Below are 24,109 nucleotides of genomic sequence, written 5' to 3'. Positions count from 1 at the left end.
CGTGTCACCAGACTCATGTCGTTCTCCTTGATTCGGGACATGGCATTCAACTGTTGGGCATGAACGGCCGCCCGAGGCAGGCCGGGGCCTCGCTTCCGGCCACGTCGCGCGCCGACATGACGGCGAGAACGACGATCGCCATGATGTAGGGCATGGCGGCCCAGAATTGCGACGGCAGGAACGAGAAGCCCGAAGCCTTGGCGTAGAGCTCGAGGGTCATCAGGATTCCGAAGAAATAGGCGCCGACCAGCAGCCGCCCGGCGCGCCAGCTCGAGAACACGACCAAAGCGAGCGCGATCCAGCCGCGCCCCGCCGTCATCTGCTCCGCCCACATCGGCGTGATCACCATCGAGAAATACGAGCCGCCGACGCCCGCCATCGCCCCGCCGAAGGCCACCGCCGCATAGCGGATCGCAACCACCGGATAGCCGATCGAATGGGCCGAGATATCGTTCTCGCCGACCGCACGCAGGATGAGCCCGGCGCGGGTGCGGTTGAGAAAATACCCGACCGCGACGACCATGATCAGCGCGAAATAGACGAGCGGGCTGTGGCCGAACGCCACCCGCCCGATCGGGTCTTCCGCCAGCCAGTCGGGGAACACCTGGTTGAACGGCGCGATCACTGTGCCGACGTAGCTCGCGCCGATGAGCGACGACAGGCCGATGCCGAAGATCGCCAGCGCGAGCCCGGTGGCGACCTGATTCGAGCCGAGCGAGAGAACCAGAAAGGCGAACAGCATGGACGAGGCGGCGCCGGCGAGCGCCGCGGCGCCGATTCCCACCCAAGGCGCCCAGTCCCCCAAGGAATCGCCGAAATTCAGGGTGACCGCGAACCCGGTCACCGCGCCGATCAGCATCATCCCCTCGACGCCGAGGTTGAGCACGCCGCTCTTCTCGACCACGAGTTCGCCGGTGGCGGCGAGCAGGATCGGGGTGGTGACGCCGATGATGGTGACCAGCGCGTCGATGATGAAACCGATGTTCACGCGGGGGCTCCGGCGGTTGCCGCTCGCGGCGCGGCGCGGACGAGGCGCAGGCGGTAGCGGACCAGAATGTCGCTCGCCAGAATGAGGAACAGCATGGTCGCCTGGAAAATGCCGGCGGTCGCCTCGGGCACGTGCACCGCGGTCTGCGCCACCTGGCCGCCGACGTAGGTCACCGCCAGGATCAGCCCAGCCAGGAACACCCCGACCGGGTGCAAGCGGCCGAGGAACGACACGATGATCGCGGTAAAGCCGTAGCCCGATGGAAAGCCGAGGTTGATCTGGCCGAGTTGGCTCATCGCCTCGAGGATTCCGGCGAGCCCGGCCATCCCGCCGCTGATCATCAGCGTCGACCACACGGTGCGGGCGGCGTCGAAGCCGCCGTAGCGCGCGGCGCTCGGGGCGGCGCCGACGGTGCGCACCGAAAACCCGTACACCGACCGGCTCGCGAGCACCCAGAACACCAGCGTGAGCGCGATCGCGACGACGAAGCCCGGCGGCACGACCGTGCCGGGAATGACGTTGGGCAGCGACTGCGTGGCGCTGAACGGCGGCGTCTGGGGGAAGTTGTGGCCGTTCGGGTCCTTCCACGGCCCGCCGATCAGGTAGTTCAGCACCTGCATCGCGACGTAGACCAGCATCAGGGTCGACAGGACCTCCGAGACGCGGAAGCGCGTCTTGAGCAGCGCCGGGATCGCCGCCCAGGCCATGCCGCCGATAATCCCCGCCACGATCATCGCCGGGACGGCGACGAAGCCCGGCGCGGCCTGCGGCATGGCGAAGGCGACGCCGGCGCCGGCGAGGGCGCCGATGACGTACTGGCCTTCGGCGCCGATGTTCCAGATCTTGGCCTGGTTGCCGAGCGACAGCCCGAGCGCGATGATGATCAGCGGCGCGGCCTTGGTCAGCACGTCGACCCACTTGTAGGGCGCGACGATCGGGGTGATGAAGGTCTGATAGATGGCGTCGGGCCCGTCGAAGCCGAGCAGTTCGAAGATCACGGCGCCGAGCGCCATCGTCAGCAGCACCGAGGCCACGGGCGTCGCCACCAGCATGAAGCGGCTCGGCGTCAGCCGCTTCTCAAGCCGGATGCGCATGCAACTGCTCCGTCATCTGCGCCGTTCCCGCCGGATCGCCGTGCACGCCGCCCATGAGCAGGCCGATCTCCTCGATCGACACCTCGCCGACGGTCATCGGTTTCGACAGCGCGCCGAGGTTGATGACCGCGATCGTGTCGCTCAGCGTCAGAAGTTCGTCGAGGTCCTGGGAGATGACCAGCACCGCCGAGCCGCGCGCCGCGAGATCGACGATCGCCTGATGGATGGCCGCCGCCGCGCCCGCGTCGACCCCCCAGGTCGGCTGGCAGACGACCAGCGCCGCGGGCTGCTGCAGGATCTCCCGGCCCATGATGAATTTCTGCAGGTTGCCGCCGGAGAGCGAACCCGCCAGCGCGCCCGGGCCCGTGGCCTTGACGGTGAAGGCGCCGATCACCTCGGCCGCGTAGCTGGTGGCCTTACCCGAATTGATCAGGCCGAAGCTGACGAAGTCCATGCGGTTTCGCCCGGTCAGCGAAGCGTTGTCGGTGAGGGAGAACTCGCCGACGGCGGCGTGGCCGTTGCGCTCCTCGGGAACCGCGCACAGGCCCAGTTCCCGGCGCTCGGTGACGCTGAGCCGGCCGACCCCCTCGCCCAGCAGGATCACCGACTCGGCGGCCGACGGCGTCTCGCCGCTCAGCGCCGACAGGAGTTCGTTCTGCCCGTTGCCGGCCACCCCCGCGACCCCGAAGATCTCGCCCGCGCGGACGCACAGCGTCACCCCCTTCAGCGCCACCCCGAACTCGGTCGGCTTCGGCAGGCTGAGGTCCAGCGTCTCGAGCTTCGGCGGCCCGAATGACCGCTCGGCCGGCTTGGCGATCTCCTTCAGGCTGGCGCCGATCATCATCTCGGCCATCGAGCGCGGGTTCTCGCGCTTGGGGTCGGCGGTCCCGACCACCTTGCCGCCGCGCAGGATCGTGGCGGTGTCGCAGAGCGCGACGATCTCGTGCAGCTTGTGGGAAATGTAAAGAATGGAGCAGCCGCTGGCCGCGAGCCGGCGCAGCGTCTCGAACAATTGCTCGACCTCCTGCGGCGTCAGCACCGACGTCGGCTCGTCCATGATCAGGAGGCGCGGGTTGAGCAGCAGCGCCCGCACGATCTCGATGCGCTGGCGTTCGCCGACGCTGAGCGTCGACACGATCCGGCGCGGATCGAGCTTCAGCCGGTAGGCGTCGAGCACCCGGTGGAACTCGGCGAGCAGATCGCGCTGCGAAAGGCGCGCATCGAGGCCGAGCGCGATGTTCTCGAGCACGGTCATCGCCTCGAACAGCGAAAAATGCTGGAACACCATGCCGATGCCGAGGCGCCGGGCGGCGCGCGGATTGGAGATGCGCGTCGGCGCGCCGTCGAACACGATCTGGCCCTCGTCCGGCGCCAGAATGCCGTAGATCATCTTGACGAGGGTCGACTTCCCGGCGCCGTTCTCGCCGAGCAGCGCGTGGATCTCGCCGGGTTTGACCCTCAGATTGACGCTGTCGTTGGCGCGCACGCCAGGGAACGACTTGCTGACGCCAACCAACTCCAGCCGCGGGGGAGCCCCAACCTTCACCTCGCCATCCCTCGTTTCCGGCCTTCGTACGCCGCCCGTCGCAAGATCGGCGCCGATGCTTCCCCTGCGCTTCGTGTCGTTTCGGACCCTATCTTGGCGGCGGACGGTGTCAAATGAATTGGCGGTAGACTTCGTGGCCGGCAATTTGACGGATGACTGCACAACAATACGGCGATTGAGATGAATTTGTCGGCGCCCCCGAGCGCGCCTGGCGATTGCGGGCGGAAGGGTCTTCGTATTTGGTGCGCCGCGCCGGAATGCGCGTTACGAGGCGGCGGCGCGGGCCGGGTCGAGGGCTGTCAGGGGGCGTACGGGTGATGGATGGGTGGAAACTCGGACTCGCGGTCGCCGCGGCGATCTTCGTCAGCGGGCTGGTTGGCCTCGTGTTGCAGCGCGTCCTGCCCGAGCGGCTGACGACGGGACCCGCGGCCGACATGATCGGGGCGGTCGCCGGGCTCCTGTCCCTTCTGTCCGCCTTGGTGCTCGGCCTGCTGGTCTGGACGGCCTATGGCGTCTATTCCGGCCAGAACGTCGCGATCGAGACCCTCGCCGCCAAGGTTCTTCAGCTCGATCTGGCTTTGATCGATTACGGGCGCGGCGCCGACGCCGGACGGGCGCTGCTCCGGCAGGACCTCGCCAGGACGATCGACGAGATCTGGGGCGCCGGGCTGAGCGACCGGCAATTCGCGGCGAACAGCTTTTCCGCGGCGCTCGCCAACCTGAAGCGGCGGCAGGCCTATCTCGATTCGCTGACGCCCGCGACGGACGGCGAGCGCGCGGCGCTGGCGGCCGCGCAGCAGACGGTCGAGTCGATCGCGCAGGCGAGGCTGTCGATGGCGTTTGCGCTGTCGAACCCGGTGCCCTATCCCCTGGTCTTCGCCGTCATGGCCTGGGCGGCCACGTTGTTCCTGGGTTTCGGACTCAAGTCGCGGTTGGCAGGGAGTTCGCTGGTCGCCCTCGGCGTCGGCGCCTTCGCGGTGGGGAGCGTCGCCGCCCTGATCGTCGACCTGAGCGCGCCGTATTCGGGCGCCTTCCGCGTCTCGCCGGTTCCGCTTCAGCAGGTGCTCGGATATGTCGGGCAGGGGCAGGGCGCGGTCGGGGTCAGCCGGTAGTCGCGAAACGCGTTGACATCGAGGCGGCGTCGCTTCCTTCTCCTTCGCGCCGACCGGAGGGATGCGCCTTTCGGTCCCGGCGGATCCGATCCCGAACGACCGATGGAGGCCGGCATGGCGGCGAACGTCCGAGACACCGACGAGGCGCTGCTGCGCAAGGCGTTCGACGTCGCGCGCCGCGCCCGCGAATCGGGCGATCACCCGTTCGGCTCGGTTCTGGCCGATGGCGACGGCAATCTGCTGATGGAGCAGGGCAACGGATTCACCAGCGAGGGGCGCGACCGCACCGCCCATGCCGAGCGCCTGCTCGCCTCGCGCGCGACGCGCGCCTACGATCTCGCGTTCCTCAGGCGCTGCACGCTCTACACCTCGGCCGAGCCGTGCGCGATGTGCGCCGGCGCGATCTACTGGGCCGGCATCGGCCGCGTCGTCTACGGCCAGACCGAGACCGCGCTGAAAGCCGCCACCGGCGCGCACGAGGAGAATCCGACCCTCGACCTGCCGTGCGCGGTCGTGTTCGCGGCCGGGCAGCGCGCGACCGAGGTCGTCGGACCCCTGCTCGAGGACGAGGCGGCGGCGCTGCAGGCGGACTACTGGAAGGCGCGGGGATAGCCGGGCCGGGGAGGAGATCGCCGGCCGATCGGCGATCGCGGCTTCAGTCCGATTGCGCGCCGTGACGCGGACCGATAAAGGCTGCCGCGAGCATCCCGCACCTGAATGGACCCGCCCCTTGAGCCTCGACCCCGATCGGGACGCGCTGGCCGCGCGCGATCTCCTCATCGCAGCCGCGCGCGAAGCGGGCGAGGGGGCGCTCGCGTGGTTTCGTCCCGGCCGCAAGACGTCGGCGGCGGTCCAGGCGAAGGAGGGCGGCTCGCCGGTGACCGAGGCCGATCTGGCCGCCGACGCCTTTCTCAAGCGCCGTCTCGGCGCCGCCTTTCCCGACGCCGGCTGGCTGTCCGAGGAGACGGCCGACACCACAGCCCGCCTCGGCCGCCGTCGGCTGATCGTCGTCGACCCGATCGACGGCACGCGCGCGTTCGTCGACGGCGATCCGCGCTGGACGGTTTCGCTCGCGCTGATCGTGGACGGCCGGCCGATCGCGGGCGTCGTGCACGCCCCGGCGCTCGCGGAAACCTATTCGGCCGCGCGCGGGATGGGCGCCCGGCTGAACGGCGAAGCCCTCGCGCTCGCCGCGCGCGGCGAGCGTGCGGGCTACCGGGTCGCAGGCCCGAAGCCGTTCCTCGCTGCGATGGCCGCCACGCTCGGCGCGCGGCTCGACATCGCGCCGTTCGTGCCGTCGCTCGCCTACCGGATGTGCATGGCGGCGAGCGGCGCGCTCGACTTCGCCGTGTCGCGGGAGAATTCGCACGATTGGGACATCGCCGCCGCCGATCTCGTGCTCGAGGAGGCGGGCGGGCGGCTGGTCGAGGCCTCCGGCGAGCGGCTGCAATACAACCGCGAGCGCATCCGGCGCGACGCCTTGCTCGGAGTGGCGGACGATCTGGCGCCGCTCTTGCTTGAGGCGTTCGGCCTCGCGGCCGCGGCGTAAGGCGCAGGCGCCGCGCCGATCGCGCGGCTTGCCTTTTGCCGCGCGCGGAGGCAAAGCCGCGCGACGCAATTTCCCGCGCTTCAGCCCGAGGGCAACGGACCCATGACAAAACCGACATCGGCGCCTCCGACTGCGGAGAAGCCGCAACTCCTGCACCTTGTTTTCGGCGGCGAGCTGAAGTCCCTCGAAACCCATGAGTTCCGCGACGTGTCCAAGCTCGACATCGTCGGTCTGTTTCCCGACTACGCCAGCGCCGAGAGGGCTTGGCGGGCCAAGGCGCAGCAGACCGTCGACAGCGCCCAGACCCGCTACTACGTGGTCCACCTGCACCGCCTGATCGAGCCGGACCTCGCGCCGCCGACAAGGACCGCCTGAGCGCTCCATGGCAAGACGAATTGGCCGGTCGCCGTTCTGGCAGGAAGCCGTCGGCTTCCTGCTGGCGAAATATTTGCGTCTCGTTCAGGTCACCAGCCGTTTCACCACCGTTCCCGAGCGCCTCGACGATGCGGTCGCGGGGCGGACGCCGGTCATTTGCGCGATGTGGCACGGCCAGCATCTGATGATGACGTTCGCCTGGCCGCCGGCGATCGACCGGATGGCGGCTCTCATTTCACGTCACGAGGACGCGGGCGCCCAGGCGGTCGCGCTCGAGCATCTGGGCGTGACGCCGGTGCGCGGCTCGGGCGGCCCGGCCGACCGCGCCTACTACAAGGGCGGCGTCCCGGCGATGCGCGAGCTGCTGCGCCAGCTTCAGTCCGGCGCCTCGGTGGCGCTGACCGCCGACGTACCCAAGCGCGCCCGCGTCTGCGGCCTCGGGATCGTGGCGCTGGCGAAACTGTCCGGCCGGCCGATCGTTCCGACTGCGTCGGTGACGAGCCGGCGGCTCCAGTTCGACACCTGGGACCGCGCCTCGCTCGGCCTGCCGTTCAGCCGGGCGGTCGTGGTGGCCGGCGAGGCGATCGTCGTGCCGCCCGACGCCGACGACGCCGCGATGGAGGCGGCGCGCCTCGCCGTGCAGCAGGGCCTCGACGAGGTCCACGCCCGGGCCTATGCGTTGGTCGGCGCCAAGGATCCCGGCGCTCACCTGAGAACGGTATGAGGGCGCCCCTTTCGCTGCACGCCTATCGGGCCCTGACGGCGCTCGCGACGCCGTTCGCCGGTCTGTTTCTGGCGTGGCGGCGTCGCCGCGGCAAGGAGGACGGGAATCGCATCGGCGAGCGGCGCGGGGTCGCTGGCCTCCCGCGCCCCGCGGGACGGGTCGTCTGGTTGCACGGGGCGAGCGTCGGCGAGGCCGTCTCGCTGCTGCCCTTCGTCGAACGAATCGCGCGCGCCGGCGCGACTGCGCTCGTGACCACCGGCACGGTGACGTCCGCGGCGCTGCTCGCGCAGCGCCTGCCGGCGGGGGCTATTCACCAGTATGCGCCGCTCGACGTCCCGCTCTACGTTCGGCGCTTCCTCCGCCATTGGCGACCGGACGCGGCGCTCGTCGCCGAGTCCGAGCTGTGGCCGAACATGATCCTCGAGACGAAGCGCGCCGACCTGCCGCTCGCGCTCGTCAACGGACGCATCAGCGAACGCTCGTTTGCACGCTGGCGCAAGGCGCCGCGGACGATTCGAGCGCTGCTCGGCCGCTTCGACCTCTGCCTCGCCCGCAGCGAGGCCGACGGCGAGCGCCTGGTCGCGCTCGGCGCGCCGCGCGTCCAGATCGCCGGCGACATCAAATACGACGCGCCCGCGCTGCCGGCCGACCGTCGCGAACTCGCCGAGCTCTCGGGCCTGGCGTCAGGGCGGCAGATCTGGATCGCAGCCTCCACCCACGCCGGGGAGGAACTGATCGCCGCGCGCGCCCACAAGCGGCTGGCCCGGGTGTTCCCCGACGCCCTCACGCTGATCGCGCCGCGGCATCCCGATCGCGGCGAATCGATCCGGCGGGAGATCGAGGCCGAGGGGCTGCCGTGCGCCCTCAGGTCGCGCGGCGAGCGGCCGGGACCCGGGACGGCGGTGTACGTCTGCGACACGATCGGCGAACTCGGCCTGTTCTACCGACTCGCCGGAATCGTGTTCGTCGGCAAGTCCTTCTCGGGCGGCGGCGGGCAGAATCCGATCGAGCCGGCGCGGCTCGCCTCCGCCATCCTGCACGGGCCGATGGTCGGCAACTTCGCCGACGTCTACGCCGCGCTCGACGCCTCCGGCGGCGCGCTCGAGGTGGTCGAGCCCGAACGCCTGGGCGAGGCGCTGATCGGGCTGTTCGCCGACGGCGCCCGTCTCAGGGCCATGGCGCGGGCCGCGGGCGACACCGTCGAGCGCAGGTCCGGGGCGGTCGAGCGCTCGATGAAGGCCCTGGCGCCGATTCTTCCCGGCGGGGGGGCGCGCCCGTGAGGGCGCCCGGCTTCTGGGCGGCCCGGAAGCCGACGGCGTTCGCTCGCCTTCTGCAGCCCGCCGGAATGATCTACGGAGCGGTGACGGCGCGCCGCATGCGCAAGCGCGGCGCGACGGTCGGCGCGCCGGTGGTCTGCGTCGGCAATTTCGTCGCCGGCGGCGCCGGCAAGACGCCGACCGCGATGGCGCTGGCGCGCATGCTGATGGCCGACGGCCGGCGCGTCGCGTTTTTGTCGCGCGGCTACGGCGGCGCCCGCCGCGCCGAGCCCGTGCGGGTCGATCCCATCCTCCACACCGCGGCGATCGTCGGCGACGAGCCGCTGCTGCTGGCGCAGATCGCCCCCTGCTGGGTCGGACCCGACCGCCTCCGCAGCGCGACGCTCGCGGTCGAGGCGGGCGCCGAGGTCCTGGTGCTCGACGACGGCCTGCAGAATCCGGCGCTCGCCAAAGACCTCGCCATCGCGGTGGTCGACGGCCCGCAGGGGTTCGGCAACGGCTTGTGCCTTCCGGCGGGACCGCTGCGCGCGCCGCTCGTGGCGCAGGCGCCGCTGGTCGGCGCCCTCGTCGTCATCGGCGGCGATGTCGCCGCCCGGCGCGGCGCCGAGGCGGCCGCGCCCGGTCGGCCGGTGTTCTCCGCGAGCCTCGAGCCGGACGCGGTTTCGGCCGCCGCGCTGATCGGGCGCGAGGTGGTCGCCTTCGCCGGCATCGCCCGCCCGGACAAGTTCTACGCCACGCTGAGGCGGGTCGGCGCGCAAATCGTCGCCCGCCACGACTTCCCCGACCACCACCCGTTCCGGCCGCACGAGGTCGAGGCGCTGATCGAGGAAGCGGCGCGGCGCCGGGCGATTCTGGTCACCACCGAAAAGGACCGCGTCCGGCTCGGCGCCTACGCCCGCGCCGTTGCGACGCTGCCGGTGACGCTGCGGTTCGAGGAGTCGGCGCGGGTGAGGGAGATGCTGCGGCGGCTGTTCGGCTGAACGTCGCGAAGCGACAGGCAGCGGTAAGGCTCGGGCGCCGCTTCTCAGCCGAACCGAGGCTTGCCGATCGGCGTTATTGTCGCCACAATAAATCGTGAAGATCGAATTCGACCTCGACAAGCGCCAGACGACTCTCGACCGCCGGGGTCTCGATAGGGCGCGGGCGGCCGAAATTTTCGCCGGCGCGACGCTGACCGTCGCTGACGCGCGGAAAGACTATGGCGAGCCGCGCTTCATCACGATCGGCCGCCTCGACAGGCGCATGGTCGTGAGCGTCTGGACCCCGCGCGGCGCGGCGCGGCTCGCCGCATCATCAGCCTGAGGAAGGCCAATGACCGGGAACAAGCCCTCTACGGCAGCCGACTGGATTGACCCGGAGGACGCCCCGGACCTGTCGACCCCGGAGTATCAGGCGAAGCTCGCCGCGACGCCGGTTCGGCGCGGCCGGCCGAAGTCCGAGGCGCCGAAGGTGCGCGTCGGCTTCCGGTTGAGCGCCGAGCTTGTGGAACGCATCCGGGCGAGCGGGCCGGGCTACAACGCCCGCGTCGAGAAGGTGCTTCGCGAGGGGTTCGGGCCGAAGGCGGAAGCGTCCGCGAAGGCGCGCCCGGCGCCGGCGAAGGCGGGAAGATAGCGAACGGGCGCGCGCCCGACCGGCCGGTGTTCGCCGCGAGCCGGACACGGTCGCGGTGGCCGCCGCGCTGATCGGGCGCGAGGTGGTCGCTGTCGCCGGCGTCGCCCGCCACGACTTCCCCGACCACCCGTTCCGGCCGCACGAGGTCGAGGCGCTGATCGAGGAGGCGGCGCGGCGCCGGGCGATTCTGGTCGCCACCGAAAGGACCGCGTCCGGCTCGGCGCTAATGCCCGCGCCGTCGCGACGCTGCCGGTGACGCTGTGGTTCGAGGGGTCGGCGCGGGTGAGGGAGAGATACTGCGGCGGGGGTTCGGCTGGACGCTGCTCCGCGGACGGACCAACAGCATTCAGTGGCGCTCCAGCGACGGCAGATTGAGATGCTGTTCCAGCCGGCGAACCCGCTCCTCGAGTTCGCTGATGATGATCCCGTGTCCCACGACAGCGGAATGATACTCGACCACCGCCCGGCGAAGGCCGACGATCTGCTCGCGGGTGTCCTTTTGCATCCGCGCCATTTCGGCTTGTATCGTCAACAAGTCGGAGGCGACGTCGGCCCGCAGGGAATGGAGATCGGACTTGGTCGCCATGTCCGTCCTGAGTGTCTGCTTGATATCGTCGATGTCCCTGCGCAGGCCGCGCAGATGCTCTAGGACGAGATTTTCGTGTTGCTCCGCCACGAGCGCTCCTTCAAATCCCAAACGACCGAGGCTTCGATAGGCCCTTTGCCTATAGGAGATTGCGCGACCGCGATCAATCGCGCTATCGAATCGAACGCCTGAGCGCTGGGGAGCCGCTTCCGAATGAATCGCCGTCAGTTCGGCCGCGCCGCCCTCGCCGCCGCCTCGATCCTCCGTCTCGGGCCGGCCCTCGCCCAACTCGTCGACGCCTCCGCCGATCAGCTCCGCAACGGCGAGTTCACCTGGCGCCCGGAGCGCTCGCCGACCGGGCCGGCGCTGATCATTGTCTCGCTGCCCGACCAGCGCGTCTACGTCTACCGCAACGGCGTGCAGATCGCCGTCTCCACCTGCTCGACCGGCAAGCCCGGCCACCGCACCCCGACCGGCGTGTTCAAGATCCTGCAAAAGGACCGGAATCACCGCTCCTCGACCTACAACAACGCGCCGATGCCCAACATGAACCGGCTCACCTGGTCGGGAATCGCGCTGCACGCCGGGCAATTGCCGGGCTATCCGGCCTCGCACGGCTGCGTGCGCCTGCCCAAGGACTTTTCGGCGCGATTGTTCGACATCACCCGGCTCGGCATGACCGTCGTGATCGCCGACGACGCCTCGCAGCCGGAGGAGGTGGTCCATCCCGGCATGGTGCTCGGCGAATACGCCGCGCGCGAGTTCAACGCCGTCGACGCCTCGATCAAGCAGGCCGAATATTCGGAAGGGCACGAGGCCGCGCCGCGTTCGCCGAGCGTCGTCGTCTCGGGCGCCGACCGTTCGATCACCGTGTTCGACAACGGCGCGGTGGTCGCGCGCGGCTCGGTCGAGATCGCCGATCCGGGCAAGCCGCTCGGCGAGCGGGTGTTCACGCTTTCGGGCGTCGACGACCGCAGCGGCGAACTGCGCTGGAACGCCGCCGAGATCGAGCGCCTCACCAGAATGGCCGGGGCCGACAACGCCTCGACGATCCGGCGGCTCAAGGCCGACCCGGCGGTGCGCGAGGCGATCCGCCAGCGGCTGAAGTTCGGCCTGACGGTGGTGACGACCGACAAGCCGGCCGATTCGACGACGCGCTCGGGCGCGGGCTTCGTGGTGCTGGATTCGGCGGAAGCCTGAGGGGCAGACCGTCCCGCGCTTAAATCCAGTCCAAGCAGGTCGGGTCCTCTTCCAGCCCACTCAGAGTCATCCCCGCGGACAAGGATTGATCAGGCAAACCGGCGGCGGCGATCGCCTCCAGGCAAGCCTTCGCCTCGACCGGCGCAACGGCATAGACGAAGCTCGCCGCTTGAAACCGGACCTGAGGGTTCTTGTCGGCGAACAAAGTCAGCAGCGACCGCCGCTCCTCGACGCCGCGGCGCTTCAGTTCGCGCGTCACCGCGAGTAGGAAATCGAACAACTTGTTGCGTTTGCTGACATTCTCAGTCAGATACGTGTCATACTGCGCCAGGCAGGCGTTCCGAAACTGCTCAAGCAACTCTGGAACTGTATGTTTCGCAAATTTGTTCATTCGAGCACTCTAATCCTGCAAAGCCCCATCAATCCCACGCTCTGGCGCTTTTCCCGTGATTTGCCCATGAGATCGTCTCTGGGAGATATTCCTCCGAACAACTCCGCAACGGCGTGTCCACCCGGCGCCCCGCGCGCTCGCCGACCGGGCTGGCGGCCGGCGCCGATAACGCCTCGACGATCCGGCGGCTGAAGGCCGACCCGGCGGTTGCGCGAGGCGATCCGCCAGCGGCTGAAGTTCGGCCTGACGGTGGTGACGACCGACAAGCCGGCCGATTCGACGACGCGCTCGGGCGCAGGCTTCGTGGTGCTGGATTCGGCGGAAGCCTGACGGGCGGACCGTCGCGCGCCTCGGCGACAAACGCTATGGTTTTGCCGATTCGCAAAAGTCCCGCGTCGGGAGATCCCATGCACACCAGCACGCACCGCGTCATGATTGCCGCTTGCGTCATATTCGTCGGCGCCGTGGCCGGGCATTTTCTGCAGGAACTGCTGCCGGCGCATCACCTGTCTGAGGCGAAGAGCGTGATCACCACCGTGCAGGGGCTCGTGACGGCCCTGCTTGCGCTGGTCCTCGGCCTCTTGATCTGGACGGGTTATGGCGTTTACGCCCAACAGAATTCCGAAATGATGACGCTAATCGGGCAGGTGCTGCAGCTCGACGTCCTGCTCGACCGGCTGGGAGCGGATGGGGTGCGCGCCCGCGCGCTCCAGCGCGAACAACTGATCGCCATGCGCAAGCGCTTCTGGGAGCATGACGGCGCCGGGCCGCCGGTCCCCTATCAGATCGGACGGGCCGAACTCAGCCGCATGGACGCCTTCTTCGCCGCCACGAAGGCGGCGACGGACGAGGAGAGGGCGTTGTTCGATCAGGCCCGGAGCCTTGCCGCGTCCGTCGTCATGACCATTCTCCTGATGGGGCGCCAGCTGCGCAATCCGGTGCCGCACGGGCTCATCAACAGTGTGATCCTGTGGGCGGGCCTGGTCTTCTGTTGCCTCGGCGCGACCGCGACCCTCAGCGTTCTCTCGGTGGCTGTCGAGTTCGTCGGCGCCCTCTCGGTGGCGAGCGCGATCTTCCTGATCCTCGAATTCAGTCAGCCTTACGATGGCCATTTCCGCATATCGCCCGACAGCATCGATCACGTGATCGCGGCGCTGGCGTCTTCGCCGACGCCCTGACGGGCGCCGCTACTTCCACTCCCAGCCCGCCCCGACGCCGACGTCGGTGCCGCCGGACGCGTCGACGCCGGCCTGCAGGCGGATGTGGCGGGTCAGGTCGAGGTTGACGTTGACGCCGTTCTGCTGCGGCGTGACCCCGGTCGTCACATCGACGCTGATCCGGTCGTTGATCGCCCGGCCGAGGCCGAGGAGCCCGCCCGAGCCGGTTCCGACGCCGAGATTGGTGAGGCCCAGCGACCTGCGCAGCGGATCGAGCATGTCGCCGCGACCGGAGAGCGTGGCGGCCGCGTTGGCGAGCTCCAGCGCCTGGAACGCCGACAGGCTGCCCGACGGCTTCTGAAACAGGATTCGGGCGAGAATCTCGTCCTGGGGCAGGCTGGGCGTCGAGGTGATCGTGAAGGCCGGCTGGTTCGCCGGCCCGCTCACCTCGATGCGCGCGGTGACGTCCGCGGCGCTCGTCTCGGCGACCAGGTCGACATCCGGAATGACGCCGCCGTGGAAGGTGACCTTGCCGCGGGTGAAGGTGAGTTGCTGGCCGACCAGGGCCAGCGTTCCGCGCAAGAGGTCGAAGCCGCCGGTGATCTGCGGGTTGCGCGCGGCGCCGGCGACATGCAGGTCGCCGCCGAACTCGGCGTTGAGTCCCCGGCCGCGCAGGAAGACGCGGTTCGGGGCGGAGACGGTGACGGCGAGCGTGGCGTCGAAGGCGGGGCCGTTTCCCGGCGCGCTGGCCTTGGCGGCGCGCGCGAGCAGGGCGCGGGCCGTCGGCGTCGGATTGAGGTGCTTGGTGCCGGGAATCGGCGCCGACGCGCCGCCGAGGCTTCCGGGCACGTTGATGTCCATCGACAGGATCGCGATCCGCCCGGAAATCGTCGGCGACTGCGCCAGCCGGCCGGCGATCTCGAGGGTCAGGTCGGCGGTCGCCGCGACGATGGCGTTGTCGACCAGCGCGGCGCGATGGCCGACGACGTGAATCGTTCCGGGGAAGCCGGCGGCCGGATCGACCTTCACTTGGCCGCTCGCGCCGATCGTGCCGCCGTTCGCCGTCGTCCCGGTCAGGCTGTCGATCCGGATCGTGTCGCCGCTGGCGGTCAGCCGCGCGCTGACGGCGGTGAGCTTGAAGCCGGTCTGGTCGTCGCGCACCGCGCCGTTGGCGAGCGTGACCGTTCCCGTGAGGTTCGGTTTGGCGATCGTCCCGCGCACGCTGAGCGCCGTCGTCACGGCGCCGCCGACGCTCCGTCCGCTGGTCGACAGGACGACGTTGGCGAGGCCGGCGTCGAGCCGGCCGTCGATCCGGAGGTCGAGCGCGCCGTCGGCCGCGAGCGGCGCCGAGCCGGTGACGCGGACCGAATTGGCCGCGCCCGCGCTCGCGGTCACGTCCACGCTGGTGCGCCCCTGGCCGAGCCGCCCGGACCCCGTGAGGTCGAGCGCCGGCAGTCCGGCGGCGCGGATCTGCGCCGCGCTGACCTGCCGCACGTGGACGCGCCAGTCGCCGGCGGGGCTGTCGCGCGTCCCCCGGATCGTCGCCTCGCCGTCGGCGGCGCCGGAGAGGCCGAGGCCGGGCGACACGAGATCGAGCGCGGCGAGCGGGACCGCGGCGGCGGTCGCCCGGAGATCGAGCGTGTCGCCGACGCGGCCGTTGACCGCGATGCGGCCGGAGTCCACCGCCAGCGCGAAATCGCGGATGTCGAGGCCGCCCGCGCCGTAAGCGATCTGCGCCGGGCCGGCGAGCGCGATCCGCCGCCCATGCCCCTCCGCCGACAGCGCGGCGAGGTCGAGGCGGATCGGCGCGCCGCCCGTGAGCCGCCCGCGCGCCTTGACGACGAGGCCGCGGACGACGCCGGCGACGTCGAGGTCGCTCGCGTCCCCCGCCGCCTTCGCCCCGATGCGGAGGTCGGCGACCGACTCTCCCGCGAATTGGGCGCGCAAGAGTTTGGCGGAGCCCGCGACGCCGCGCCCGGCCCAGACGTCGGCGACCGTCATGTCGACCGCGAGGCCTTCGAGCCGGTTGTCGCCGACGCTCATGGCCTTGCTGTCCGCGACGATCGCGATCGCCTGCCGGCCGTCGGCGACGGTGGCTGTGATCCGGGCCTTGAGGCCGCCGCCGAGCTTCATCAGCAAGATGGGCGAGAGATCATCGAGATTTTTGGCCTCGAAGGTCAATTCGCCGTTGGCCAGCCGGTCGCCGCCGATGTTGACGTCGCCGGCGAGGCGCGCCGAGGCGAGGCTCAAGCCGAGGTCGTCGACCGACCAGCCGCCGTCCGCGCGCTTCACCACATGGCCCGAGCCCTGCAGCGGCTGTCCGTCCACGTCGCCGGCGAGCGAGGCCTTGGCTTCGAGGAGGCCCAGGAGGTGGCTGGCGCTGGCGGTGAGCGTAACGCCGGTGGTCTTGCGGTCGAGCAGCCGCCCGACCCCGAGTTGGGCCTTCAGCTCCGCGCCGAGATCATCGAGCGAGCCGGTCAGGCGGGCGACCAGCGCGGCCTTGGCGTCGACCCGGGGATCGAGCGCCCTGGCCTGCGGGATGTCCACCGTGGCGGTGAGATCCGCCTTGCCCTTCCGGACGTCGCCGTCCAGGACGGCCGAACCGTTGCGGCCGGCGGCTTCGAGATTGGAGAAGCCGAAGCCGCCGCCGGGCGTCGTGCGCGCGACGCCGGTCACCGCGAGCTGGCCGCCGAGGACCTTGTCCAGCGCGGAATAGGGGGTGACGAGCCTGGTCGCCCGCGCGTCGAGCGTGGCGGTGACGAGGCCGTAGCCCGGCGCGCCGTCGAGATCGGCGGCGAGGCGCGCCTCGCCGGCCAACCGCCCGCCGACGAGGCCAGAGAAGCGGCCGAGGTCCTCGATGGTCGCTTTCAGCTTGCCGTGCATTTTTTGCGACGATGCGAGGCCGGAATATTGCGCCTCGAACTTCGGCGCGACGAGGTCGAGGGTGTCGAAGGCGATCTCGCCGCCCACGCCGGCCGATCCGCGCGCAGTGAGCGCGAAATCGCGCCCGAGCGCGTCAGCGAGCGCCTTGTCGGCGGGGACCAGGCCCTTCACGTCGCCCTGGACGGAAAACAGGATGCGCGTGGCGGTCTCGGTCAGCGCGCCGCTCGGATGCGCGTCGAAGGCGGCGGTCACGCGCTCGAGCGTCCCTTCCGCGACGCGGATGGCGCCGGCGTCGAATCGGCCGTCGATCGAGGGGGAGGAGGCCGGTCCCGCGATCGTGGCGTTGAGGTCGAGCTTGCCGATCTCGGACGAGCCCGGGATCGCGCCGGCGTGAACTCTGATGTCGAGGGCGCCGTCGGCCCTGCGGGTTCCTTCGATGTCGAGCCGGGCGTTGGACGAAACGAGATGGAGGCCGGGCGTCGCGATGCTGGAATCGTCGTTGAACAGGACGTCGCCCTCGAGCGTCGTCTGGCCGGCGAACACCGGCCGGACGACCGGCGGCGTCATCCCGGCGAGCTGGGCCGCGAGCTCGAGGGTCAGCTTTCGCGCCGCGCCCTGCCGCGCGACGGTCACGTCGCCGCGCGCCCAGACGTCGCCGCCGGCCGCGAAGTCGAGCTTGGCGTCGAAATTGTCGAGCGGACCCGCGCCCTCGAAGCTGAACTTCGCCGGCGGCAGGCCGGGGAGATTGGCCAGATGGGCGAAAATGCCGCCCGCGGGCTCGGCCGAATTGACGCTGACCGTCAGGCGGTCGGTCGAGGGGACATAGGTCAGCAGCGTCTTCATTTCGCCGCCGGCGTCGAGACGGCGGGCGTGGAGGCTGAGATCGAGCCCCTCGGAAGGCGGCCCGAGCGTCGCCTTGCCGTCGATCGCGAGCCGCGCGGCGACGCCCGCCACCGGCTCGCCGAGCGAAAGCTCGTCGATCGCGAAGTCCTTGACGACCACCTTGACCGGCAGTTCCGGCAAGATCGGCTGCGGCGCGCCGGTTTGCGGCGGGGGCGGCGTGTCGGAGGGCAGGGGGCGGCGCAGCACCTGCATGTGGTCGATGGTGAGCCGGTCGACCTCGAGGCGGCGGCTGAGCAGCGCCAGCCGGCTCCAGATCAGCCGCGCCTTGTCGATCTTGAGCCAGGGGCCGTCGCGGTCGGACAGAACGATGTCGCTGATCGTCGAGTCGGACGACAGCACGCCCTGGACCGCGCCGACCGAGACGGTCAGCGACGGCGAGGACAGCGCTCGCGAGATCAGGTTGGCGAGCACGCCCTTGTCCGCCTCGTCCGCGCGCGCCGGGGCGGCGAGGAGGAGGACGAGGGCGAGGAGGGCGCGAACGAACGGGGTCATGGGCGCGTCCCGGGCTTCCTTCCCCGGCTTCGCCGGGGAAGGTGGCGCGAAGCGCCGGATGGGGTGTGGGCCGCCGCACAGATCTCGGTCCGTTTGCACGGACGTTGCCGCCAATGGCGGACCCGTCCGCGCTTGCCGTCCTCCGGCGTGAGGCGAGCAGGAACAACGATGGCGATAGTCTGCCGTGAGTCGCGCCGCATGACCGTCGCCGCGAAGCCGTCAACGACGGCATCCTGCTTTCCACACCCCATCCGGCGCTTCGCGCCACCTTCCCCGGCTTTGCCGGGGAAGGTGTCGAGCGCTTGAATTTCGCGATCTCGAGCCATCAGAAGGCCTGCCCGATGCTGACGTAGACCGCCACCGGGCCGCTGCCGGGGGCGGGCAGGAAGGGATGGGCGACGTCGAGGCGGATCGGGCCGATCGCGGTGTAGTAGCGCAGTCCCAGCCCGGCGGCGGTGTAGAGCGGCATGCTGAAGTTCGGGAAGGGCGTGGTGAATGCGTTGCCGGCGTCGAAGAACGGCACGATCCCGATCGTGTCGGTGATCTTGATCCGCACTTCCGCCGACGCCTCGAACAGGCTGCGCCCGCCGGTCACGCCCCAGATGTTGCGCGGTCCCAGGCTGTCGTATGCGTAGCCGCGCACCGACCCGCCGCCGCCGGCGTAGAAGCGCCAGTTGGCGGGAATATCGCCCAGCGCCGGGCCGACCTCGGCGCCGAGCCCGATCCGCCCCGCGAGCACGAACCGCTGGTCGGGATCGACCGAATAATAGGCCGATGCGCGCGCCTTGAACTGTCCGAGATTGAGGGTCGAACCCAAAAATTCGGGATAGCCGGCGATCGTCGCATTGAGCCGCACGCCGGTCGTCGGGTCGAGCTTGCTGTCGGTGGTGTCGTAATTGGCGGACAAAGGGACCCCGACGAGGGTGTAATTCACCCGTCCGAGCGAATCGGTCGCGACGCCGGTCTGGCCCTCGACCCCGGCCTGAATCCAGGTGGACTGGCTGAACCGGTGGCGCAGCGCCGCCGTCACGTCGGCGTCCTCGGCCTGATAGCCGACGAAGCCCACGCCGCTTGTGCTCACCTTCTCGCCGAGCGCGTCGAGCAGGAAATCGTTGCGGCTGCCCCACAGGGCGGGCTTGAGGAAACTCGCCGAGATGCGCCCGCCGAGATCGTTGATCGACAGGCTCTTGACGCTGGTCGAGGTCATATACCACGGCGGGGCGTAGAACATCTCCGCCTGGAGGCGCAGCCGCTCGCCGCCGCCGAACACGTTCCGGTCCTCCCAATAGACCTGCCCGGCCGGCCCGTTCAGCGACGAGTATTTGGCCGAGGCGCCGGCGGCGTAGGGCAGGCGGTCGTCGATGTCGACCTGGTAGGGCAGGCGGCCGGCGGCGTCGAGCGTCTTGCTCTCGATGATCCGCACGCCGCCGACCGCCGGAATCTCCCGAAGGCCGTTGCGCGCGTCGGCGATCGCCTTGGGCGAATAGGGGTCGCCCGGCTCGATGTAGAGATACGAGCGGGCGACGGACTGGGGAAAGTCCTTCGGCCCCACCAGCGTCGCATCGCCGAACGGCGCGACCGGCCCCGGGGCGGTCAGGAACGTGACGTCCATCGTGTCGGTCGCATGGTTGACGACGGGCGCGATTCCCAGGACCTTCGCCAGCGGCCGGCCCTGGTTGCGGAAATAATCGACGATCCGCGCCTCGGCGGCGCGCAGCCCGTCGGCCGCCGCCGGATCGCCCGGCTTGAGGCCGACGACGCGGTCGGGCAGCGCTCCGCTGGCAGCCAGATCCTCGCCGGCGCCGTTGACGATGCGGATCGAGGCGAGGCGGAACATCGGACCGGGATCGATCCTGATCGTGACCGGAGCGACCGCTCGGCCGCGGAAGCTGTCGGCGGCGCGGGCGAAGCCGGCGAGGTTGGGCGAGACGACGGTCATCGCAGCGTCGCCGATCGCGATCGTGACGGCGGCGTTGTAATAGCCGAGCCCCCAGAGGGCGTCGATGATCGGGCCGAAATCGTTGGTCGCCCGGCGCGCCAGCGCGTCGCCGTCGGGGGGAGGGTCCTTGCGCAGCGTGACGAGCGAGGAGGCGGCCGACGCCGCGCTCTTGATCGCGCCGTCGCCGCCCGCGACGTCGATCGTCACCGTGTACGACACCGCCGTGTTCGACACCGGAGGCGGGGATTCCGATCCGAACAGGCCGAAGAAGTCGAAGGCGTTCGCGCCCTCGGGGGCGACGCACAGCGCGCCGAACGCCGCGAGCGTCGCCATCAGCGCCAGCCTCGGGCGGGCCGGCCGATCTTGCGAACCCCGGTTCCTCACACGAACCCTTTATCCTGCCACCCGAACCAACGCGCCCGACCGGCTTATGAAGCAGACTGTTCCCGAGGTCAAAAGGGGGGACGGGCGCGGTTTGATCCGCCGAGGGGCGCAGCGCGCGTGAAAACCTGCCGGCATGCTTAGCGAAACGTGAATCCCGGCTGTGTCGGCGGGCGTCGGGGCCCGCCGACAGGCGTCATCGCGCGCCAAGCGCGACGATCCACGGGGTCGAGCCCGTAACGACGGCGCCCGAGGCTTCGCCCGACTCGACGTCGCCGGCGCGGCGCCCTTGGGAGCCACGTCGACGGGGATCGTCGCGGCTCGACGGGCTTGGCGACCGCACGCGAGGATGGCCTCGCGCCGCGGGAGTCGCATGCGCTGGGCTCAGCGCGCGGCGCCCTCCCGCCCGTAAAGCAGCAGCATGCCGATGATGACGGCGCCGTAGATCACCTGCCGGCCGGCGTCGGGCATCTGCACCACCGACAGGATGGACTGGAGAAGCGTGATCAGGACGACTCCGGCGACTGTGCCGAGATAGCTTCCCCGTCCGCCCATGATCGAAGCGCCGCCGAGCACGACGGAAGCGATGGCCGGCAGAAGATAGGCGTCGCCCATCCCCTGCGCCGCCTTGCTCGCGTAGCCGGCGAGGAGGACGCCGCCGAAGGCCGAAAGTCCGCCCGCGAGCGCGAAGGCGAGGAGGACGATGCGCTGGGTGTCGACCCCCGAGAGGTAGGCCGCGCGCTCGCGGTTGCCGATGCCGTACACCGACCGACCGAAGGTGGTCCGGTTCAGGACGAAGACGGCGCAGGCTCCGATCCCGATCCAGACGATCACCGCGTTCGGCAGGCCAAAGGCGAGGCTGCCTGTGGCCAGGGCGCGCATCGCCGGCGAGGACGAGTCTTGCGGCGAGAAGCCGCCGGTATGGACGACCATCAGCCCCTGAGCCACTGCATTGACGGCGAGCGTGACGATCATCGAGGGAATGCGCAGGTAGGCGACGCCGAACCCGTTGACGAGGCCGAGGGCGACGCCGCAGGCCACGCCGAAGGGAATCGCGAGCCACGCGCCGATCGGCCCCCAGGCGGTCGCGGCGGTGGCCATCATGCCGCCGACCGCGACGAGCCAGGGCACCGAGAGATCGATCTGTCCGAGCAGGATCACGATCAGCGCGCCGGTGGCGATGACGCCCAGGAACGAGGCGACCTTGAGCTGCTGCAACAGATAGTCCGGCGACAGGAAGCTGCGCGAATAGAGCGAGCCGAGCAGCAGTAGCGCGACAATGCAGGCGAACGCGACGACGACCGGCCGGTCGAGGCGCGAAGAAAGGGCCCCGCCGCGCCGGGATCGCGCTTGGGTGGTCACGAAAACAGCTCCAGACGGTTGCGCACCCGAAACAGGCGGGCCGCGCCCAGGGACACCGCCACGAGCAGGACCACGCCCTGAAACAGCGGCTGCCACAGCGGGTCGAGATTGAACACGAACAGGAGGTCGCCGATCGTGCGGAACATCAGCGCGCCGAAGATCGCTCCGATCGCGCTCCCCGAACCGCCGTAGAGCGAGACGCCGCCGAGCACGACCGCGGCGATCGAATAGAGCGTGTACGATCCGCCGGTCTGGGCCGACGCCTCGCCCGAATAGGTCACGAAGGTCAGAAACAGGCCGGCCAACGAAGCGGTCAGCCCCGAGAGGACATAGGCCGACGCCTTGGCCGAAGCGACCGGCAAGCCAGACATGAAGGCGGCGGCCTCCGACGACCCGACCGCGTAGGCCGCGCGGCCGAGGGCGGAACGGGAATACGGGATCCAGACCGCCAGCGCCACCGCGGCGAGCGCGACCAGGCTCGCGGGCACGACGGTGAACACCCGGCCGGTCAGCGCATCGGCCAGCGGTTCGTAGACGTCGCCTCCGGGCGTGGGCCTGAGGAGCAGCGCGAGCCCGTAGAAGATCGCGCCGGTCGCGATCGTCGTCACGATCGGCTGCAGCCGCCCGACGATGACGATCAGCCCGTTGACCGCGCCGCAGGCGGCGCCGGTCGCGATGACGCCGAGGACGCCGAGGGCGGCATGCCCGGCCGAGCCGACGACGATCGCCGAGGCGAGGCAGTTGGACAGCACGAACACCGAGCCGACCGACAGATCGATGCCGGCGGTGATGACGACGAAGGTTTGCGCCATCGCCACCAGCGCCAGCAGCACGCCCTTGTTGGCGGCGGTCTCGACCACGTTCGCGCTGAACCCGGCCGGATGGTTGCTCGCATAGATCGCGAACATCGCGACGAAGAAGGCGACCGATATCAGGGTCGCGCGGTTCTGCGCCAGGGCGTAGCGCCAGTCGCTCATGACGCGCCTCCCGCGACGACCCCGGTGTCGGAGTCGATGTTGAGCGCGCTCGCGACCAGCGCGCGCTCGGTGATCTCCTCCCCGACGAGGACGCGCCTGATCGCCCCGTCGTAGATGACGAGCGCCCGGTCACAGCAGCCGATCAGCTCGCTGTAGTCGGTCGTGTAGAACAGGATCGCGGCGCCCGCGTCTGCGAGCTTGCGCAGGAGCTGATAGATCTCCTGCTTGGTCGCGACGTCGATCCCGCGCGTGGGATCGTTGAGCAGGATGATGCGCGGCTCGGCCATCAGCCACTTTGCGATCACCACCTTCTGCTGGTTGCCGCCCGACAGGGCGCCGACGGGGATGTCGATCGAGCCCGCGCGGATCGCCAGAAGATCCATCATCTGGCGAACGAGCTTGCCCTCGCGGTCGCGGTCGAGCACGCCCGCGCGCGAGACGCGGTCGAGCGCGGCGAAGGACAGATTGGCGCCGACCGACATCGGCAGCATCAGCCCTTCGGTCTTCCGGTCCTCGGGGATCAGCGCCATCCCGATCGCGGTCGACTTCGCCGCGTGCGGGCTCGCCGGCGCGACCGCACGGCCGGCGACCCGAACTTCGCCCGTCACGCCCCGCAGGACGCCGAACAACGCCAGCAGCAGCTCCCGCTGCCCCTGTCCGTCGAGCCCGCCGAGCCCGACGACCTCGCCCGTCTCGACATGGAAGGAGACGTCGCGGAGCCGGTTCGTCCACGACAGGCGGCGGACATCGAGGAGCGGCGTCGCGCTGGCGGTCCTTTGCCGAGGCTTGGGCGGAAAGACGGCGCTGAGCTCGCGGCCGATCATCAACTCCACCACCTCCGCGTCCGACTTCGTCCCGGCCGGGTAGGTTGCGACGTTCGAGCCGTTGCGGAACACGGTGCATTCGTCGGCGAGCTCGGCGATCTCATGCATCCGGTGGGAGATGTAGAGGAGCGCGAGCCCCTCGTCGCGCAGGCGCTTCAGCACGACGAACACCTTCGCCACGTCGGCTGCGGTCAGCGCCGAGGTCGCTTCGTCGAGGATCAGGATCCGGGGCGCCCGCGCCAGCGCCTTGGCGATCTCGACCATCTGGCGGCGCGACAGCGGCAGGTCCTTGACCAGCGCCATCGGGTGAACGTCCTCGGCGCCGGCCCGGGCCAGCGCCGCCTCGGCGACCCGCCGTTGCGCGCGCCGGTCGATCATGCCGAAGCGGGTCGGCGGGTTCACGATCGCGATGTTGTCGGCGACCGAGAGGTCCGGGACGAGCGACAGTTCCTGAAAGATGCAGACGATCCCGGCGCGGCTGGCGTCGGCCGGCGCGCCGAACGCCACCTCGCGGTCGTCGAGCGCGATCCGCCCCTCGTCCGGCGCGACGACGCCGGCCAGGATCTTGATCAGCGTCGATTTGCCGGCGCCGTTCTCGCCCAGGATGGCGTGGATGCGCCCGGCCGAGACGGCCAGATTCGCGTTCTCGAGCGCGCGGACGCCGCCGTAGCGCTTCGACACGCCCTCCATGCGAAGGATTGGAGGCCCCTGTTCGCTCTCCGTCACGGCCTTGATCCC

At 70.3% G+C, this 24,109-nt stretch carries 23 protein-coding genes; 13 read left to right on the top strand and 10 right to left on the bottom strand.

Annotated features, from left to right (window positions below):
- Positions 1–46 precede the first annotated feature (46 nt).
- The 3 genes from DFR50_RS21455 to DFR50_RS21445 are packed head-to-tail and all read right to left on the bottom strand — an operon-like array spanning position 47 to position 3,628.
- Positions 47–988 (bottom strand): ABC transporter permease, encoded by a 942-nt coding sequence (locus DFR50_RS21455; protein WP_113891314.1) that lies wholly within the window; start codon positions 986–988, stop codon positions 47–49.
- Entirely contained in the window at positions 985–2,082 is a 1,098-nt protein-coding gene (locus DFR50_RS21450) for an ABC transporter permease (protein WP_113891313.1), read from the bottom strand. The genes DFR50_RS21455 and DFR50_RS21450 overlap by 4 nt, the downstream gene beginning before the upstream one ends.
- The gene (locus DFR50_RS21445; RefSeq protein WP_113891312.1) at positions 2,066–3,628 is read right to left on the bottom strand and encodes an ABC transporter ATP-binding protein; all 1,563 of its coding nucleotides are present in this window, start codon (positions 3,626–3,628) and stop codon (positions 2,066–2,068) included. The genes DFR50_RS21450 and DFR50_RS21445 overlap by 17 nt, the downstream gene beginning before the upstream one ends.
- Positions 3,629–3,945: 317 nt before the next feature.
- Between DFR50_RS21445 and DFR50_RS21440 the strand changes: the two genes are divergently transcribed.
- The 10 genes from DFR50_RS21440 to DFR50_RS21395 all read left to right on the top strand — a co-directional run bounded on the left by DFR50_RS21440 (position 3,946) and on the right by DFR50_RS21395 (position 10,532).
- A complete protein-coding gene (locus tag DFR50_RS21440) occupies positions 3,946–4,740 on the top strand; it encodes a bestrophin-like domain (RefSeq protein WP_170153320.1) in 795 nt (264 codons plus the stop codon).
- Positions 4,741–4,854: 114 nt separating this feature from the next.
- Entirely contained in the window at positions 4,855–5,352 is a 498-nt protein-coding gene (locus tag DFR50_RS21435) for a nucleoside deaminase (RefSeq protein WP_113891365.1), read from the top strand.
- Between the two features lie 118 nt (positions 5,353–5,470).
- On the top strand, positions 5,471–6,289 hold the full coding sequence (locus DFR50_RS21430) for a 3'(2'),5'-bisphosphate nucleotidase CysQ (RefSeq protein WP_113891310.1): 819 nt from the start codon (positions 5,471–5,473) through the stop codon (positions 6,287–6,289).
- A gap of 102 nt (positions 6,290–6,391) precedes the next feature.
- A complete protein-coding gene (locus DFR50_RS21425) occupies positions 6,392–6,664 on the top strand; it encodes a DUF4170 domain-containing protein (RefSeq protein WP_113891309.1) in 273 nt (90 codons plus the stop codon).
- A gap of 7 nt (positions 6,665–6,671) precedes the next feature.
- Entirely contained in the window at positions 6,672–7,388 is a 717-nt protein-coding gene (locus DFR50_RS21420; protein WP_113891308.1) for a lysophospholipid acyltransferase family protein, read from the top strand.
- A complete protein-coding gene (locus DFR50_RS21415; RefSeq protein ID WP_113891307.1) occupies positions 7,385–8,668 on the top strand; it encodes a 3-deoxy-D-manno-octulosonic acid transferase in 1,284 nt (427 codons plus the stop codon). Before DFR50_RS21420 ends, DFR50_RS21415 begins: the two co-directional genes overlap by 4 nt.
- On the top strand, positions 8,665–9,645 hold the full coding sequence (lpxK, locus tag DFR50_RS21410) for a tetraacyldisaccharide 4'-kinase (protein WP_113891306.1): 981 nt from the start codon (positions 8,665–8,667) through the stop codon (positions 9,643–9,645). The genes DFR50_RS21415 and lpxK overlap by 4 nt, the downstream gene beginning before the upstream one ends.
- Before the next feature lie 94 nt (positions 9,646–9,739).
- Positions 9,740–9,967: a BrnT family toxin gene (locus DFR50_RS21405; protein ID WP_245428016.1), complete on the top strand. Its 228-nt coding sequence runs from the start codon at positions 9,740–9,742 to the stop codon at positions 9,965–9,967.
- A gap of 9 nt (positions 9,968–9,976) precedes the next feature.
- Positions 9,977–10,276 (top strand): BrnA antitoxin family protein, encoded by a 300-nt coding sequence (locus DFR50_RS21400; RefSeq protein ID WP_113891305.1) that lies wholly within the window; start codon positions 9,977–9,979, stop codon positions 10,274–10,276.
- Between the two features lie 55 nt (positions 10,277–10,331).
- Positions 10,332–10,532 (top strand): hypothetical protein, encoded by a 201-nt coding sequence (locus DFR50_RS21395; RefSeq protein ID WP_113891304.1) that lies wholly within the window; start codon positions 10,332–10,334, stop codon positions 10,530–10,532.
- A 90-nt stretch (positions 10,533–10,622) separates the two neighbouring features.
- Here the strand turns inward: DFR50_RS21395 and DFR50_RS21390 are convergent, their stop codons facing one another.
- Positions 10,623–10,952 (bottom strand): hypothetical protein, encoded by a 330-nt coding sequence (locus DFR50_RS21390; protein ID WP_113891364.1) that lies wholly within the window; start codon positions 10,950–10,952, stop codon positions 10,623–10,625.
- A gap of 123 nt (positions 10,953–11,075) precedes the next feature.
- Here DFR50_RS21390 and DFR50_RS21385 point away from each other — a divergent pair, with 123 nt between their 5' ends.
- The gene (locus DFR50_RS21385) at positions 11,076–12,062 is read left to right on the top strand and encodes a L,D-transpeptidase (RefSeq protein ID WP_113891303.1); all 987 of its coding nucleotides are present in this window, start codon (positions 11,076–11,078) and stop codon (positions 12,060–12,062) included.
- A 19-nt stretch (positions 12,063–12,081) separates the two neighbouring features.
- Here the strand turns inward: DFR50_RS21385 and DFR50_RS21380 are convergent, their stop codons facing one another.
- A complete protein-coding gene (locus DFR50_RS21380; protein WP_113891302.1) occupies positions 12,082–12,453 on the bottom strand; it encodes a DUF2019 domain-containing protein in 372 nt (123 codons plus the stop codon).
- A gap of 207 nt (positions 12,454–12,660) precedes the next feature.
- Between DFR50_RS21380 and DFR50_RS33380 the strand changes: the two genes are divergently transcribed.
- Positions 12,661–12,783: a hypothetical protein gene (locus DFR50_RS33380; RefSeq protein ID WP_281016922.1), complete on the top strand. Its 123-nt coding sequence runs from the start codon at positions 12,661–12,663 to the stop codon at positions 12,781–12,783.
- A gap of 77 nt (positions 12,784–12,860) precedes the next feature.
- A complete protein-coding gene (locus DFR50_RS21375) occupies positions 12,861–13,631 on the top strand; it encodes a bestrophin-like domain (RefSeq protein WP_113891301.1) in 771 nt (256 codons plus the stop codon).
- Positions 13,632–13,640: 9 nt separating this feature from the next.
- Here DFR50_RS21375 and DFR50_RS21370 read toward each other — a convergent pair whose 3' ends face one another.
- The 5 genes from DFR50_RS21370 to DFR50_RS21350 all read right to left on the bottom strand — a co-directional run bounded on the left by DFR50_RS21370 (position 13,641) and on the right by DFR50_RS21350 (position 24,061).
- Positions 13,641–17,888: a translocation/assembly module TamB domain-containing protein gene (locus DFR50_RS21370; RefSeq protein WP_113891300.1), complete on the bottom strand. Its 4,248-nt coding sequence runs from the start codon at positions 17,886–17,888 to the stop codon at positions 13,641–13,643.
- 325 nt (positions 17,889–18,213) lie between these two features.
- Entirely contained in the window at positions 18,214–20,160 is a 1,947-nt protein-coding gene (locus tag DFR50_RS21365) for an autotransporter assembly complex protein TamA (protein WP_113891299.1), read from the bottom strand.
- Between the two features lie 432 nt (positions 20,161–20,592).
- Positions 20,593–21,570 carry an ABC transporter permease gene (locus tag DFR50_RS21360; RefSeq protein WP_113891298.1) on the bottom strand — a complete coding sequence of 326 codons (978 nt, stop codon included), beginning with the start codon at positions 21,568–21,570 and terminating at the stop codon, positions 20,593–20,595.
- Entirely contained in the window at positions 21,567–22,547 is a 981-nt protein-coding gene (locus DFR50_RS21355) for an ABC transporter permease (RefSeq protein ID WP_113891297.1), read from the bottom strand. The genes DFR50_RS21360 and DFR50_RS21355 overlap by 4 nt, the downstream gene beginning before the upstream one ends.
- Positions 22,544–24,061: a sugar ABC transporter ATP-binding protein gene (locus DFR50_RS21350; protein WP_113891296.1), complete on the bottom strand. Its 1,518-nt coding sequence runs from the start codon at positions 24,059–24,061 to the stop codon at positions 22,544–22,546. Before DFR50_RS21350 ends, DFR50_RS21355 begins: the two co-directional genes overlap by 4 nt.
- Positions 24,062–24,109: the final 48 nt, after the last annotated feature.

Origin of the sequence: Roseiarcus fermentans, assembly GCF_003315135.1 — a bacterium.
Classification (GTDB): Bacteria; Pseudomonadota; Alphaproteobacteria; order Rhizobiales; family Beijerinckiaceae; genus Roseiarcus; species Roseiarcus fermentans.
Note: the sequence above shows the minus strand (reverse complement) of the source record. Positions and strands in the feature narration are given on the sequence as shown.